Consider the following 15,442-nt stretch of genomic DNA (forward strand, 5'->3'; position numbering starts at 1 on the left):
GGCTCCTCCTTCAGTGATGCTGTGGCGCGGACGCCTTCGGGTAGAAATTGATCGGATGCGCACCGCCGGCCAGCGGACCAGCGCCCGGCTTGAGCAGCGGTTCGATGCCATCGGCGCCGGGGCCGAAGGTTTCCAGCGCTTCGTCCATGTCGCGCACCGGCGGGCCGCTCAGTTCCTCGGCCTGCACGGCGGTCTGCGTTTGCAGCAGGTCGAACACGCAGGCGTAAGGGCTGCCGTTGGCGCGCAGCTTGCGGCCGATATGGGCCAGCACATGGATGGCGTCGCCCAGCAGGCGTTCGGCTTTCTCTTCGTCCTGTTGCGACAGGAACTCCAGGAATAGCGGCACGTAGTCCGGCAGGTCGTCGCCGACCATTTGCAGGCCGTGGCGGCCGTATTCGGCCATCAGGTCGACCATGGCCTGGCCCCGATCACGCGATTCGCCGTGGATATGCTCGAACAGGTGCAGCGAGTGCGATGGATTGCGGTCGAAGGTCAGCACATACTCTTGCTGAAGGTCGATCAACGGCGTGCCGCCGATGTGGTCCAGCAGTCCCTGCAACGGCGCCTGCCATTGCGACGCCTCCAGCAATTCATTCATTTCCGCCAGGTCGGCCACCAGATCCGCTTCCGGATATTGCAGCAGGGCCGACAACACCAAATAGCCTGGATTAGACATCTGCGTTCTCCTCGTTGTTCGCTTTCTTCTTCCGCGACTTCGGCATCATCATGAAGATTTCCGAACCGTGTTTGCGCTTGCCGAACAGGCTGGCGTCACTGACGCCGTCCGAGCAACCGTTACCGAAGCTAAAGCCGCAACTGCCTTTCTCGTTGAAGCTGTCCTCGGCCATCTCTTTGTGGCTGCTTGGGATGACGAAGCGGTCTTCGTAGTTGGCGATGGCCATGATGTGATACATGTCCTCGACCGTCTCGGCATCCAGGCCGACCTGCTTGAGCACTTCCAGATCCGGCACGCCCTCCACACTCTTGCTGCGCATGTAGGCGCGCATCGCCAGCATGCGGTCCAGCGCCTTGATGACAGGCGGCTGATCGCCGGCAGTCAGCAAATTGGCCAGGTACTGCACCGGAATGCGCAGGCTTTGCGTGTCCGGCAGGATGCCGTTCTTGCCCATCAGGCCGGATTCGGCCGCAGCCTGGATCGGCGACAGCGGCGGGATGTACCACACCATCGGCAGCGTGCGATATTCAGGATGCAGCGGGAAGGCGACCTTCCACTCGACCGCCATCTTGTACACCGGCGAACGCTTGGCCGACTCCAGCCAGCTGTCAGGGATACCCTGGCGGCGCGCTTCCTCGATCACTTTCGGATCATGCGGATCAAGGAACAGATCCAGCTGCGACGGATACAGGTCGCGCGGATCGGCCACCGATGCAGCGGCTTCGATCTTGTCGGCGTCATACAGCAGCACGCCGAGATAACGGATGCGGCCCACGCAAGTTTCCGAGCAAACGGTAGGCTGGCCGGCTTCGATACGCGGGTAGCAGAAGGTGCACTTCTCTGCCTTGCCCGACGACCAATTGTAGTAAATCTTTTTGTACGGGCAGCCGGAGATGCACATGCGCCAGCCACGGCACTTGTCCTGGTCGATCAGCACGATGCCGTCGTCCTCACGCTTGTACACCGAGCCGGATGGGCAAGACGCCACACAAGCAGGATTCAGGCAATGCTCGCAAAGTCGCGGCAGATACATCATGAAGGTGTTCTCGAAAGTACCGTACATTTCCTTCTGCACGTTCTGGAACAGCGTGTCCTTGCTGCGCTGTGCGAACTCGCCACCCAGGTCATCCTCCCAATTCGGACCCCACTCGATCTTCTCCATCTTCTTGCCGGTGATGACCGAGATCGGGCGCGCGGTTGGCGGTGTTTGCACCAGCGGCGCGTTTTGCAGGCGCTCGTAGTCGTAGGTGAATGGTTCGTAGTATTCGTCGATGTTTGGCAGGTTCGGATTGGCGAAGATCTGCGACAGGATCTTCAGGCGGCTGCCCTGACGCGGCTCGATCTTGCCGCTGTCGGTGCGGCGCCAGCCGCCGTTCCACTTGGACTGGTCTTCCCAGTGTTTCGGGTAACCGATGCCAGGCTTGGTTTCGACGTTGTTGAACCAGGCGTATTCGACGCCGTCACGGCTGGTCCACACGTTCTTGCAGGTGACCGAGCAGGTGTGGCAACCGATACATTTGTCCAGGTTCAGCACCATGCCGATTTGCGCTCTGATCTTCATTCTTTTGCTCCTTGCAGTGGGCCTTCCAGCCAGTCGATCTTGTTCATTTTCCGCACCAGCACAAACTCATCGCGGTTAGAGCCTACCGTGCCGTAGTAGTTGAAGCCCCACGACAGCTGCGCATAACCACCGATCATGTGGGTCGGCTTGGTGACGGCGCGTGTCACCGAGTTGTGGATGCCGCCACGCTTGCCAGACTGCTCCGAACCAGGCACGTTGATGATCTTTTCCTGTGCGTGGTACATCAGCGTCATCCCTTCCGGTACGCGCTGGCTGACAATCGCGCGGGCAGTCAGCGTGCCGTTGACGTTGAAGACTTCGATCCAGTCGTTATCCACAATGCCGGCTTCCTTCGCATCGATCTCCGACAGCCACACGTGAGGACCGCCACGCGACAAGGTCAGCATGCGCAGGTTGTCCGAGTAGGTGGAGTGGATACCCCACTTCTGGTGCGGCGTGATGAAGTTCAGCGCGATTTCCTTGTTACCGTTCGGTTTCGCGCCCAGCATCGCCGTCGTGGTCTTGGTGTTGATCGCTGGTTTGTACACGCACAAGCCTTCACCGAAATCGCGCATCCAGCGGTGATCCTGGTAGAACTGCTGGCGGCCGGTGATGGTGCGCCATGGGATCAGTTCATGCACGTTGGTGTAGCAGGCGTTGTAGCTGACTTCTTCCGATTCCAGGCCAGACCAGGTAGGCGACGAGATGATCTTGCGTGGCTGCGCCTGCACGTCGCGGAAGCGGATGCTGTCATGTTCACGCGGCAGCGCCAGGTGGGTGTGGTCGCGGCCCGTGATCTTGGACAGCGCATCCCATGCTTTCACCGCCACGTGGCCATTGGTTTCCGGCGCCAGCGACAGGATCATCTCTGCCGCGTCAATCGCGGTGTCCAGGCGTGGCTGGCCTTTGGCGATGCCTTCCGCGATCACGGTGCGGTTGATGCCGCGCAGGACTTCGACTTCATGGCCGGTCTTCCAGCTGATGCCTTTGCCGCCGTTGCCGATCGACTCCAGCAGCGGGCCGATCGAGGTGAACTTCTGGTGAATCTTGGTGTAGTCACGCTCGATCACCGTGAAGTTAGGCATGGTCTTGCCTGGAATCGGTTCGCACTCGCCGGCGCGCCAGTCTTTCGGATCGAACGGCTGTCCAAGTTCTCCTGGTGTGTCGTGCATCAGCGGCGTCAGGACGATATCCTGCTGCGTGCCGAGGTAGGCGCCGCCAATCTCTTCAAATTTCTTGGCCAGGCCCTTGTAGATCTCCCAGTCCGAACGCGATTGCCACAGTGGCTGCACTGCTTCCGACAGCGGATGGATGAACGGGTGCATGTCCGAGGTATTCAGATCATCCTTCTCGTACCAGGTGGCGGTCGGCAGCACGATGTCGCCATACAGGCAGGTGGTCGACATACGGAAGTCCAGCACCACCAGCAGATCCAGCTTGCCTTCCGCTGCAGGACGCACTTTCACATCGCGTGGCTTGATGCAGTCGGATTCATCGCTCATCAGCGCGTTCTGGGTGCCCAGCAGATACTTCAGGAAGTACTCATGGCCCTTGCCAGAGCTGCCCAGGATGTTGGAGCGCCACACAAACATATTGCGCGGGAAGTTGGCTGGATTGTCCGGATCATCGCAGGAGAATTCCAGCTTGCCCTGTTTGATCTGATCGACCGCGTAGTCGACTGGCTTGACGCCGGCGGCGGCAGCGGCACGCGTCACTTCCAGCGGATTGGTTTGCAATTGCGGCGCGGATGGCAGCCAGCCCAGGCGTTCTGCCTTGGCGTTATAGTCCAGCAGCGTCATTGGTGCGACATCGTCACCGGCCAGCGGCGAAGCGATTTCCTCGGTGTGCAGCTTTTCGTGACGCCATTGGCTGGTGTGATTGTAGAAGAACGAGGTGCCGTTCATCTGGCGCATCGGACGGTTCCAGTCCTGCGCAAAGGCCAGCGGCGTCCAGCCGGTTTGTGGACGCAGCTTCTCCTGGCCCACATAGTGCGCCCAGCCGCCACCGGATTGACCGATACAGCCGCACATCATCAGCATATTGATGATGCCGCGATAGGTCATGTCCATGTGATACCAGTGGTTCAGCGCGGCACCGACGATGACCATGCTTTTGCCACGGGTCTTGTCGGCATTTTCCGCGAACTGGCGGGCCACGGTGATGACATCGGCAGCCTTGACGCCGGTGTGTTTCTCCTGCCATGCCGGGGTGTAGGGCACGTCGTCTGCATAGCTGGTGGCGACATTGCCGCCGCCAAGGCCACGATCAACACCGTAGTTGGCCATGGTCAGGTCGAACACGGTGGCGACCAGCGCGGTAGTACCATCGGCCAGCGTCAGGCGCTTGACCGGCACGTTACGCATCAGCAGATCGCTGGCGTCCTTGCCGCCGAAGTATGGGAAGCCGACCGGCAGCACGTCGTCGCTGCTGCCCAGCAGGGACAGTTGCGGATCGACCGGGGCGCCATTGCCGCCCTCTTTCATCTCCAGGTTCCACTTGCCGGACTCGCCCCAGCGGAAACCGATCGAGCCGGCTGGCGCAACGATACGGCCGCTGGCTTCGTCGATGACCAGGGTTTTCCAGTCAGGGTTGTTGGTTTCGTCCAGGTTGTTGGCCAGGTGCGAAGCGCGCAGGAAGTATTCCGGCGCCAGCACGCCGTTCTGCTCTTTCAGCAGCACCAGCATCGGGAAGTCGGTGTACTGCTTGGCGTATTCCTTGAAGTACTGCGACTGCTGCGCGCTGTGGAATTCCTTCAGGATGACGTGACCCATGGCCATCGCCAATGCGGCGTCAGTGCCTTGTTTCGGCGCCAGCCAGATATCGCCGAACTTGGCCATCTCGCCGAAGTCGGACGACACGGCGACGGTCTTGGTGCCCTTGTAGCGCACTTCGGTGTAGAAGTGCGCGTCCGGGGTACGGGTCATCGGCACGTTCGAGCCCCACACCATCAGGTAGGTGGAGTTGTACCAGTCGGCCGATTCCGGCACGTCGGTCTGCTCGCCCCACACTTGCGGGCTGGCTGGCGGCAAGTCGCAGTACCAGTCATAGAAGCTCAGCGCCACGCCGCCGATCAGCGACAGGTAACGCGTGCCGGAGGCATAGCTGACCATCGACATCGCAGGAATCGGCGAGAAGCCGACGATACGGTCCGGGCCATACTTCTTGATGGTCAGCGCATTGGCGGCGGCGATCATCTCGTTGGCCTCATCCCAGGTGGCGCGCACGAAGCCGCCCAGGCCACGCACCGACTTGTATCTGGCGGCGCGCTCAGGGTCCTGGCTCACATAATCCCAGGCGGTGACCGGGTCCATGGTTTTACGCGCGTCACGCCACATGTCCATCAGGCGGCCACGTATCATCGGGTATTTCACGCGCTGCGCCGAGTACACATACCAGGAGTAGCTGGCACCACGAGGGCAGCCGCGCGGCTCGTGGTTAGGCAGGTCCGGGCGGGTACGCGGATAATCCGTTTGCTGGGTTTCCCAGGTAATCAGGCCGTTCTTCACATACACCTTCCAGCTGCAGGAGCCGGTGCAGTTGACGCCGTGCGTCGAACGCACGATCTTGTCATGCTGCCAGCGTTGGCGGTAGGCGTTTTCCCAGGTACGGTCTTCATTGACGACGGCGCCATGGCCGTCGGAGAAAGTCGACGTGGTTTTGTTGAAGAACTTCAGGCGATCCAGAAAATGACTCATGCTACCTCCTCACTCTACGATGATTCCAGTCTACGGAGCACCGGCCCCTGTGTGAATCGGCAAGAAGGCCGCGCGGCGTAGTGAGAAGGAGTAGTCGGTCTAGTCCTTTATGACTAGTTGCACCCCGCGCGGGCGCATGTTTTCAGGGTTTGCTGGTAATCCGGCAGTTTGCGTGCATCCGACCAGCGGCCGTCCGCATCCAGCACCAGGGCGGCGCGCACCAGGCCGGGCTGCTCCTGCGCCGCCAGCTGCGAGAACATCGCATTGACGCTGCAATACACCAGCGTACGGCCGTTGTCATAGCGGATTTGGGCACGCACGCCCTCCTCGCCGCAGCGTATTTCCTGCGGTGGCACAGCGCGCGCCGGGGTGTAGCCCTCATAGAGCAGCACCCACAGCGTGGCAGCGGCCAGCCCCCAGGCCAGGCGCCGCATGCCAATACGGTGAATTTGATTCCACATCATGAAGATCCTTTCATAGCGAGGCCATTGTCCACGGCCGGGGCGCAAACAATCCTTGATGCAGGTCAGATTTTGCGAAAGCAGATCACGGCAAAAGAACTAGGCCGCCTAGGCATTCTTGAGCATGGGCAGCCGCCGGCCGGCGCGGTATACATACGCTTGGGCCGCCGCGTCGCGCGGCCAATGTGCAAGGAGCCAGAAATGAACATCGCCACTTTTGAAGAACTGCTGATCGCTGCCGCCGTGCAGCCGGAGCAACAACGCCTGCTGCTGACGTTTGCCGTCGCCGAACCGGAACCTGACGCCAAGCCGGGCCTGCGCGCACGCAGCACGCTGGTGCCGGTGATGTGCGTCGACAAACAGGTGGCGGAGCTGGATACGTTTGCCAACCTGGCCGAAGAGGCAAAGCGCATGGGGCAGGATTGGGATGTGCTGCTGGTGACCACGCTGTCCGGCACCACCAGCCAGCTACCGGACAACGAACAGACCGACGCCGCGCTGCGCAAGATGATCAAGGCGATCCGCCACGGCCAGATGGAGCGCCTGCTGGCCTTCGACCGCAGCGGCGACCTGTTACAGTACGCGTGATGCCATGGCCAAGACTTTTCCAATCCGGCCCGCACGGCCGGAGTTGATCTGCTGGGGATGCGACAAATACTGCGCGCACGACGCCATGGTCTGCGGCAATGGGTCGGATCGTACCCAGCACCCGATCGAAACCTTCGGCGAGGGCTGGGAAACGTTCGGGCTTAACGCACCGAAGTCAGGGGACACACCAGCGGCAGGAACTGCTGCTGACGTGCCGAATACGCCATCAGCGCCCCACTCTCCAGGTCGAAATACCAGCCATGAATCTTGAGCTTTCCGTCATCGACACGGCGCTTTAGCCACGGGTAGGTCAGCAGGTTATCCAGCGATTGCAGGATGCTGGCCAGTTCGCAGGCATGGTGCTGCTCGGCGCTGTCACGGTGCGCCAGTTCGCGCTTGACGCGCGCGGCCACCGGCTCCGCAATGCGCATCCACTGGCCGACAAAGTCGGTCTCCCGCTGCACCACGCGCGGCGTGGGCGACATCAGCGCGCGGATGCCGCCGCAGCGCGCATGTCCCAGCACGATGATGCGGTCCACTTCCAGGTCGCACACGGCAAACTCGATGGCCGAGCTGACGCCGGGCGGCGCGCTGGGCGTGCAAGGTGGCACCAGGTTGGCGATATTCCGCACAATGAACATATCGCCAGGATTACTGCCCGTGAGCAGCAAGGGATCGACGCGCGAGTCGCAGCAGCCGATCAGCAGTGTGTGGGGATGCTGGCCTGTGCGCAGGCTGCCGTACAGGTCCGGATTCTCATTGAAGTACTGCTGCTGGAAGCGGTTGAAACCGCTGATGAATTTTTCAATATCCTGCATGATTGCGTAAAGCCTCTGGATTGATGATATTGATCTTGCGGCCTTTGAACGTGATGAGGTTCTGCGTGGTCAGCTCCGCCAGGATGCGCGAAAAGTGCTCCGGCGTCAGGTTCAGGCGCGACGCCAGCACCGCCTTGGTAACCGGCAGCGTCACCTCCGTGGCACCGGGTTCCGGCAGTTCCTTGAGCAGGTAGCCGACCACACGCTGGGTGCCGGTGCGCAGTGCGTAGGACTCCATATCGCACATCAGCGAGTGCATGCGCTGGCTCAGGCCCGCCAGCATCTTGCAGGCGAATTCGGCATCATGATGGATTTCGCGGTAGATCACCGGCTTGGAAACGTGCAGCAGCAGCGTGTCCTCGGTCGCTGTCGCCGAGACGATGTAGGGGCTGCCCATGAACATCAGTGCCTCGCCGAAGCTGTGGCCCGGACCGATCAGTTCAATCACCTTTTCCACGCCGCTGACCGAAGTGAACGACAGCTTGACCTGGCCATACAGCACCTGATGAAAGCCGACGCACGGATCGCCGCGCTGGAAAATCTGCTCGCCACGCTCCGCCCGCACCTCGGTGGTGCCGAGCGCGATGCGGTTCAACTCCTCCGGCCCCATCGAATTAAACAGCGGCACCCGGGCCAGGAAGTCTTGCACCTTGATCTTGTTCTTGTCCATAACTGCCTCAGATGGTTTTCGAATAACGCGCTGGCTGCGGTCCTTCCTGCTTGGGCGCGTTAAGGTAGTTATCAAACGCCATGCAGATGTTCCGTATCATGAGGCGTCCGCGCATCTTCACTTTGATACCGCTGCTGTCTTCGCACAGCAGGCCCTCATCCTCCAGCGGCCGCAGGCGGGCCAGGTCCTCGGCGAAGTATTCCTGCGGCGTGACGCCTTGCGGCAGCGGCAGCCCGTCGTAATCAAGCACGAAATCGCACATCAGGCGGCCGATCACCGTGCGGCGCAGCACATCGTCTTCATTCAATGTGATGCCGCGCACGATCGGCAGTTCGCCGGCGTCCAGCCGTTCGTAGTAGGCGCTCAGCACCTTCTCGTTCTGGCTGTAGCTGTTACCGACAGCGCTGATGGCCGACACGCCCAGCGCCACCATCGGCGCATCCGCGTGGGTGGAATAACCCTGGAAGTTACGTTGCAGCTTGCCTTCGCGCTGGCTGCGCGCCAGGTCGTCCTCCGGCAGGGCGAAATGGTCCATGCCGATATAGACGTAGCCGGCTGCCGTCAGCCGCTCGATACACAGGCCGAGCATGGCCAGCTTGGCTTCCGGATCGGGCAATTCCTCGCTCTTGATCAGGCGCTGCGCCTTGAACAGTTGCGGCATGTGGGCATAGTTGTAGACGGCGATGCGGTCGGGACGCGCGGCCACCACCTTGTCCAGCGTCGGGCCGAAGCTTTCCACGCTTTGCAGCGGCAGACCATAGATCAGGTCCACGCTGATCGAACGGAAGCCGCTGGTGCGGGCGGCCTTCAGGACGTCCATCGTCTGTTCATATGACTGGATGCGATTGACGGCCTTCTGCACCGCCGGGTCGAAATCCTGGATGCCCAGGCTGATGCGGTTGAAACCCTGGCGGCGCAAGATGGCGATGCGCTCCGGCGTGACCGTGCGCGGATCGACTTCGATCGAGAACTCGCCAACCTCGTCCGGCGCGAAATCGAAGTAGGCGCGCAACTGGCCAAGCAGCCCGTCCATCTGCGCGTCGCTCAAATAGGTTGGCGTGCCGCCGCCAAAGTGCAGCTGATCGACCTTGCGGCGTTCTCCCAGCACCTCCGCCTGCAGCGCCATCTCGCGCGACAGGTAGCTCAGGTATTCGGCGGACTTGGTCTTGTCCTGCGTGATGATCTTGTTGCAGCCGCAGTAGTAGCACAGCGATTCGCAGAACGGAATGTGCACGTACAGCGAAAACGGTGCACGCTCGCCCAGCCCGTCCAGCCGCGCGACGGCGGCGCGGTACTGTTCCGCGCCAAAGTCGCCGCTGAAACGGTCGGCGGTCGGGTAAGACGTATAACGTGGCCCCATCTGGTTCAGTTTGCGCACCAGCGCGGCGTCAAATTCGACGGATGGGATCAGCGGTATCATGATATTTCTCCAGTTAGCACGGCATGGCCGCGTTTTTTCGGGCGTAGCACCACCAGGTAATGGCGATGCAGCTGGCGTAGAAGGCGATGAAGGCCCACAGTGCGGCGTCCACGCTGCCGGTCAGGGCAATCGAGGTGCCATAGCTTTTCGGGATGAAGAAGGCGCCGTACGCCGCCACCGCCGAAGTGAAGCCCAGGACTGCGGCGCTTTCCTTGTTGGCATCGACGACCGCCTGTTGTTTCACCGCTTCCGGCTGACCGGCCGCCGCGCGTTGGCGCTCGGTCATGAAGATGATCGGAATCATGCGGAAGGTCGAAGCGTTACCGATGCCGGTACCGGCAAACAGCGCCATGAACATCCAGAAGAAGCCGTTAAAATTGCCGGCAGCTTCGCCATGCGGCAGGAACATGATGACGCCGTACACGGCAGCGATCATGCCGAAAAAGGTCCACAAGGTCACGCGCGCGCCACCCAGCTTGTCGGCGATGACGCCGCCCGCGACGCGGAACAAGGCGCCCACCAGCGGGCCAAGGAAGGCAAACTTCAGCGCGTTCACATCAGGGAACTGGGTCTTGATCAGCAGCGGGAACGCGGCCGAATAACCGATGAAGGAACCGAAAGTGCCGGTGTACAGCCAGCACATCAGCCAATTATGCTTGCGCTTGAAGATCACTGCCTGATCGGCAAAGGAAGCCTTGGCCGAGGCCAGGTCATTCATGCCAAACCATGCCAGCAGGCTGCTGACCACAATGAACGGCACCCAGATAAAACCGGCGTTCTGCAGCCACAGCGTGCTGCTGGCGCCCGCCTTGACGGCGATTTGTGGTTCGCCACCGACAGCGCCGAACACGCCGGCGGTAATCACCAGCGGCACCACGAACTGCACCACCGACACACCCAGGTTGCCCAGACCAGCATTCATGCCGAGCGCGTAACCCTTCTGCGCTTTCGGGAAGAAAAAGCTGATGTTGGCCATCGATGAAGCGAAGTTACCGCCACCAAAGCCGCACAGCAGCGCCAGGACCAGCATGGTCGGATAGCCGGTGTTGATGTCCTGTACGGCGAAGCCGATGCCAATTGCGGGAATCAGCAGCGAAGCGGTCGAAATCGTCGTCCATTTGCGGCCGCCGAAGATTGGCACCATGAACGAGTAGAAGATGCGCAGCGTGGCGCCGGACAGGCCGGGCAACGCGGTCAGCCAGAACAGCTGGTTGGTGCTGTATTTAAAGCCGATGGCCGGCAGGTTGACCACCACCACGCTCCACACCATCCAGATCGCGAAGGCCAGCGCCAGCGCGGGAATCGAGATCCACAGGTTGCGGTTGGCGGTGGACTTGCCGCCGCTGCCCCAGAACGCGGAGCTTTCTGGCTCCCACGTGTTAATCATGTACTTGCTGCTCATAGGATTCTCCTTATTTGGTCGATTGTGGGCGGAACGAGTAGTGCATCCACACCAGCGATACGCATACGGTGCCGTACAACAGCATGAAGGCGCTGGAGCGGATGCCGGTCAGGTCGAGCAAGGCGCCGAACATGATCGGCAGCACGAAGCCACCCAGGCCGCCCGCCAGGCCAACCACACCCGATACGGCGCCGATGTTGTCGCTGAAATCGTCGGCGATGAATTTGAACACCGAGGCCTTGCCGACCGCCATGGCGGTACCGACGACGAACAACAAGCCGGTGAACATCCACGGCGACAGCGCCAGGTCCAGGTGCAGCGGGCCGCTCGTGGTCTGGATAATCATCGAGGTCTGTGGGTAGGACAGCAGGAAAAAGCACACCCAGCACACCCACATCACCCACCAGGTGACCTTGTAGGCGCCGTGGCGATCGGAGATCCAGCCACCGACCGCGCGCAGCACGCCACCCGGCAGCGAGAAGCAGGCAGCCAGCAGGGCGGCCAGGCGGAGGTCAAAGCCGTATTCGCCGACATAGTATTTGGTCATCCACAGCGCCAGGCCGACATAGCCGCCGAACACCACCGAGTAATACTGGCAGTAGCGCCATACGCGGCGGTCCTTCAGCACCTTCAGCTGCTCGCTGAACGACACGGCGGAACTGGTCTGGTGTGATGGGTCGGTGGCCGAGAACACCCAGAACAGCAGCGCTGTCACCAGCATGGCGACCGCATACACGGTAGGCAGTGCTTGCCAGCCCCAGGCCGCAATGATGGCCGGCGCAACGAACTTGGTCAGCGCCGAACCGGAATTACCGGCGCCGAAGATACCCATGGCAAGGCCGCGGCGCTCCTTGGCGAACCAGCGCGCCACATACGGCGTACCGACCGAGAACGAACCGCCAGCCAGTCCGACGAACAGGCCGAGCACCAGGAACTGCCAGTATTCGGTGGCATGGCCGATCAGCGCAATCGCCGGTACTGTCGCCAGCATCAGCAGGAAGAAGACGATGCGGCCACCATATTTGTCGCACCAGATGCCCAGCGGGACACGCACCAGCGACCCGCTCAGCACCGGCATCGCGGCCAGCAGCCCGAATTCGGTTTCGTTCAGCCCCAGCATCTTCTTGATCGGGATGCCCAGCACGGCGAACATCATCCAGATCGCGAAGCAGATCGTGAACGCGAAAGTACTACTCACCAGCACCGCAGTTGCCTTGTTATTGTTTGACACTTTGCCTCTCCTGATTACACATGGGGATGACATCAGGGTACGCTGCGGCGCACCAATCGACTATCGGCATGACGTATATCCCGCCTAGGTCGAAAGGACTAGGTCCGCCAGGGTGACCGCGTCCAGCGTGGCTAAAAATGCATCGGTGGCCTTGCCTAGCACGTCTTCCACGCGGCAGTGGCCCGCATAGCGGCAGGTGGCGTGCTCGGTATCGAAGCAGTCGGCCATGTAGAAATCCGGCTCGCTGTCACGCACTACCTGACCGACGCAGATTTCGCAAGCGGGCCGCGCCAGCGCAATGCCGCCATTCCGTCCACGCACTGTGCGGATCACGCCACTAAGGCCCAGCCGGTACACCACCTTGGTCAGATGGTGTTGCGAGATGCCGTGCGCCGCCGCGATTTCCGCCACGGTGGACAGGCGTGCCTGCTGGCCCGCCAGATAAATCAGCGTGCGCAATGTGTAGTCGGTGAAGGTGGTTAAACGCATGACAGCCATTATTCACGGCGCTCCGTACGACTGGCATAACCCAGATCAAGAAATAACAACTATTTTCTATACCGCTTTAAAACACACGCCTAGAATTCGGGCTGTCGATCCTGACAAGCTCAAATAAAAAGGAACCATGCCATGCACGCCACACGCAAGCTCTGGACCTGGCTAGCCGTTATCTGTGTACTCTCCTTCGCCGTTCTGGGTTGGGTGGGCGCGCAGATCTACCAGACCGCGCCCCCAATCCCCAAACAAGTCATCAGCGCCGATAACCAGGTACTCTTCAGCGAAGGCCAGGTCGATCGCGGCCAGCAGGCCTGGCTCTCGGCCGGCGGCCAGCAGCTCGGTTCCGTCTGGGGCCACGGCAGCTACCTGGCGCCCGACTGGTCGGCCGACTGGCTGCACCGCGAAGCGCTGGAACTGCGCCAGATCTGGGCCCAGCGCGATCATGGCGCCAACTTCGATGATCTGAACAAGTCGCAGCAGGCCGCGCTGAACGCACGCCTGAAGGAAGAAATGCGCCGCAATACCTATGACGCCAGCACTGGCGCCATTACGTTGTCGGCCGACCGCGCTGCCGCAGTGCGCGCCGTCGCCAAGCACTACACCGATTTGTTCGGCGACGCAAAAAGCCTGGACCAACTGCGTGAACAATATGCGATGACCGCCAACTCCGTGCCGGATGCGGACGACCTGCGCGCACTGCCTGCGTTTATCTTCTGGTCGTCGTGGGCCGCAGTTGCCGACCGTCCAGGTGAAACGGACTTGAGCTACACCAGCAACTGGCCACATGAGCCGCTGATCGACAACCGCCCAACTGCGGAAGCCGGCATCTGGTCGATCGCCAGCGTGATCCTGATGATCGGCGCCATCGCCGCCATGGTCATGGCCCACTCGGCCGCCAAGGAGGAAGAAGATCCTGAACCACCAAAGGCTGATCCGCTGTTCAGCCTCAAAGCCACGCCATCGATGCGGGCGACCAAGAAGTACTTCTTCGTGGTGATCGGCCTGATCCTGGCGCAAGTCGGCATGGGCGTCATCACCGCGCACTACGCGGTGGAGGGCAACAGCTTCTTCGGCTACCCGCTGGCGGAAATCCTGCCGTTCGTGGTCAGCCGCACCATCCACACCCAGTTCGCCGTGCTGTGGATCGCCACCGCCTGGCTGGCCACCGGCCTGTATATCGCGCCAGCCATCTCGGGCCATGAGCCACGCTTCCAGAAACTGGGCGTGAATGTGCTGTTCTACGCGCTGCTGTTTATCGTGGTCGGTTCGACCGCCATGGGCTGGCTCGGTACCCTGCAACACAAAGGCACCGCCTTCGCCTTCTGGCTGGGTAACCAGGGCCTGGAGTTCACCAGCATGGGGCGCATCTGGCAAATCCTGCTGTTCGTCGGCCTGCTGTTCTGGGTCACGCTGCTGGGCCGCGCACTGTGGCCTGCGCTGAAAAACCCATCGTCCAGCCGTGGCCTGATCGTCATGGTGTTCCTGTCGGCGCTGTGCATCGGCGGCTTCTACGCCACCTCGCTGACCTGGGGCCGTCATAGCCACTACTCGATGATCGAATACTGGCGCTGGTGGCTGGTCCACCTGTGGGTGGAAGGCTTCTTCGAGGTGTTTGCCACCGCCGTCATCGCGCTGCTGTTCACCCGTCTGGGCCTGATCCGCGCCGCTACCGCCAACAACGCCATCGTGCTGGAGACCATTGTGTTCCTGTTCGGCGGCATCCTGGGCACGCTGCACCACCTGTACTTCACTGGTACGCCTACCTTCGTCATCGCCATTGGCGCCATGTTCTCGGCGCTGGAAGTGGTGCCGCTGTCGCTGATCGGCATCGAGGCATGGCGCAATTACCAGCGCTCGAAGGCTGCACCGTGGGTCAGCAGCTACCGCTGGTCGATCCTGTGCTTCATCGCCGTCGGCTTCTGGAACACCGTGGGCGCCGGCCTGCTGGGCTTCTCGATCAACACCCCGATCGCGCTGTACTACATGCAGGGCCTGAACATGACCGCAGCCCACGGCCACGCCGCGCTGTTTGGTGTGTACGGCATGCTGGGCATCGGCCTGCTGCTGTTCTGCCTGCGCGGTCTCTCCAGCCGCCTGGCCTGGTCCGACGCCCTGCTGCGCCCGATGTTCTGGTGCCTGAACATCGGCCTGGCGATGATGGTGTTCATCTCGCTGGTCCCTGCCGGCATCTACCAGGCCTGGGGCAGCATCACCCACGGCATGTGGTTCGCCCGCTCGCCTGAACTGATCCACTCCAAGTTCATGGAAACGCTGGTCTGGATGCGCGTTCCTGGCGACGTGGTATTCGCGGTCGGCACACTGTTCCTGGCGCTGTTTGCCTGGCGCCTGATGGTGGCGCGCAAGGAAAGCAGTCCTGCCACGGTTGCAGATCACGCTTGATTTTCAAGGCGGCCTCGGGGCC

At 61.5% G+C, this 15,442-nt stretch carries 13 protein-coding genes; 3 read left to right on the forward strand and 10 right to left on the reverse strand.

Annotated features, from left to right (window positions below):
• Nucleotides 1–10: 10 nt before the first annotated feature.
• The 4 genes from narJ to BLS51_RS15080 form a co-directional block, all read right to left on the reverse strand.
• Nucleotides 11–676: a nitrate reductase molybdenum cofactor assembly chaperone gene (gene narJ, locus BLS51_RS15065; protein ID WP_090184336.1), complete on the reverse strand. Its 666-nt coding sequence runs from the start codon at nucleotides 674–676 to the stop codon at nucleotides 11–13.
• Nucleotides 669–2,237 carry a nitrate reductase subunit beta gene (narH, locus tag BLS51_RS15070; RefSeq protein ID WP_090184333.1) on the reverse strand — a complete coding sequence of 523 codons (1,569 nt, stop codon included), beginning with the start codon at nucleotides 2,235–2,237 and terminating at the stop codon, nucleotides 669–671. The genes narJ and narH overlap by 8 nt, the downstream gene beginning before the upstream one ends.
• Nucleotides 2,234–5,932: a nitrate reductase subunit alpha gene (locus BLS51_RS15075; protein WP_090184330.1), complete on the reverse strand. Its 3,699-nt coding sequence runs from the start codon at nucleotides 5,930–5,932 to the stop codon at nucleotides 2,234–2,236. Before BLS51_RS15075 ends, narH begins: the two co-directional genes overlap by 4 nt.
• Before the next feature lie 113 nt (nucleotides 5,933–6,045).
• A complete protein-coding gene (locus BLS51_RS15080) occupies nucleotides 6,046–6,396 on the reverse strand; it encodes a hypothetical protein (protein ID WP_175472587.1) in 351 nt (116 codons plus the stop codon).
• Nucleotides 6,397–6,594: 198 nt separating this feature from the next.
• Between BLS51_RS15080 and BLS51_RS15085 the strand changes: the two genes are divergently transcribed.
• Nucleotides 6,595–6,981: a hypothetical protein gene (locus BLS51_RS15085; RefSeq protein ID WP_090184327.1), complete on the forward strand. Its 387-nt coding sequence runs from the start codon at nucleotides 6,595–6,597 to the stop codon at nucleotides 6,979–6,981.
• Between the two features lie 4 nt (nucleotides 6,982–6,985).
• On the forward strand, nucleotides 6,986–7,252 hold the full coding sequence (locus tag BLS51_RS15090; RefSeq protein ID WP_090184325.1) for a DUF3079 domain-containing protein: 267 nt from the start codon (nucleotides 6,986–6,988) through the stop codon (nucleotides 7,250–7,252).
• On the opposite strand, the gene BLS51_RS15095 is transcribed toward BLS51_RS15090, so the two are convergent.
• Genes BLS51_RS15095 through BLS51_RS15120 form a run of 6 tightly spaced genes read right to left on the reverse strand, consistent with a single transcriptional unit; the run spans nucleotide 7,143 to nucleotide 13,011 of the window.
• Entirely contained in the window at nucleotides 7,143–7,799 is a 657-nt protein-coding gene (locus BLS51_RS15095; protein ID WP_090184321.1) for a carbonic anhydrase, read from the reverse strand. The two genes, BLS51_RS15090 and BLS51_RS15095, sit on opposite strands and share 110 nt — an antisense overlap.
• On the reverse strand, nucleotides 7,786–8,469 hold the full coding sequence (locus BLS51_RS15100) for a Crp/Fnr family transcriptional regulator (protein ID WP_090184317.1): 684 nt from the start codon (nucleotides 8,467–8,469) through the stop codon (nucleotides 7,786–7,788). The genes BLS51_RS15095 and BLS51_RS15100 overlap by 14 nt, the downstream gene beginning before the upstream one ends.
• Nucleotides 8,470–8,476: 7 nt before the next feature.
• A complete protein-coding gene (hemN, locus tag BLS51_RS15105) occupies nucleotides 8,477–9,889 on the reverse strand; it encodes an oxygen-independent coproporphyrinogen III oxidase (protein ID WP_090184314.1) in 1,413 nt (470 codons plus the stop codon).
• A gap of 13 nt (nucleotides 9,890–9,902) precedes the next feature.
• Nucleotides 9,903–11,291: a NarK family nitrate/nitrite MFS transporter gene (locus tag BLS51_RS15110; RefSeq protein ID WP_090184311.1), complete on the reverse strand. Its 1,389-nt coding sequence runs from the start codon at nucleotides 11,289–11,291 to the stop codon at nucleotides 9,903–9,905.
• 10 nt (nucleotides 11,292–11,301) lie between these two features.
• Complete coding sequence (locus BLS51_RS15115) at nucleotides 11,302–12,555, reverse strand: MFS transporter (protein WP_090184308.1); 1,254 nt, start codon at nucleotides 12,553–12,555, stop codon at nucleotides 11,302–11,304.
• Nucleotides 12,556–12,606: 51 nt separating this feature from the next.
• Complete coding sequence (locus tag BLS51_RS15120; RefSeq protein WP_090184697.1) at nucleotides 12,607–13,011, reverse strand: Rrf2 family transcriptional regulator; 405 nt, start codon at nucleotides 13,009–13,011, stop codon at nucleotides 12,607–12,609.
• A gap of 141 nt (nucleotides 13,012–13,152) precedes the next feature.
• Here BLS51_RS15120 and BLS51_RS15125 point away from each other — a divergent pair, with 141 nt between their 5' ends.
• Complete coding sequence (locus BLS51_RS15125) at nucleotides 13,153–15,420, forward strand: nitric-oxide reductase large subunit (protein WP_090184304.1); 2,268 nt, start codon at nucleotides 13,153–13,155, stop codon at nucleotides 15,418–15,420.
• The last annotated feature ends 22 nt before the right edge of the window (nucleotides 15,421–15,442 follow it).

This window comes from Duganella sp. OV510 (assembly GCF_900100205.1).
GTDB lineage: Bacteria > Pseudomonadota > Gammaproteobacteria > Burkholderiales > Burkholderiaceae_D > Rugamonas.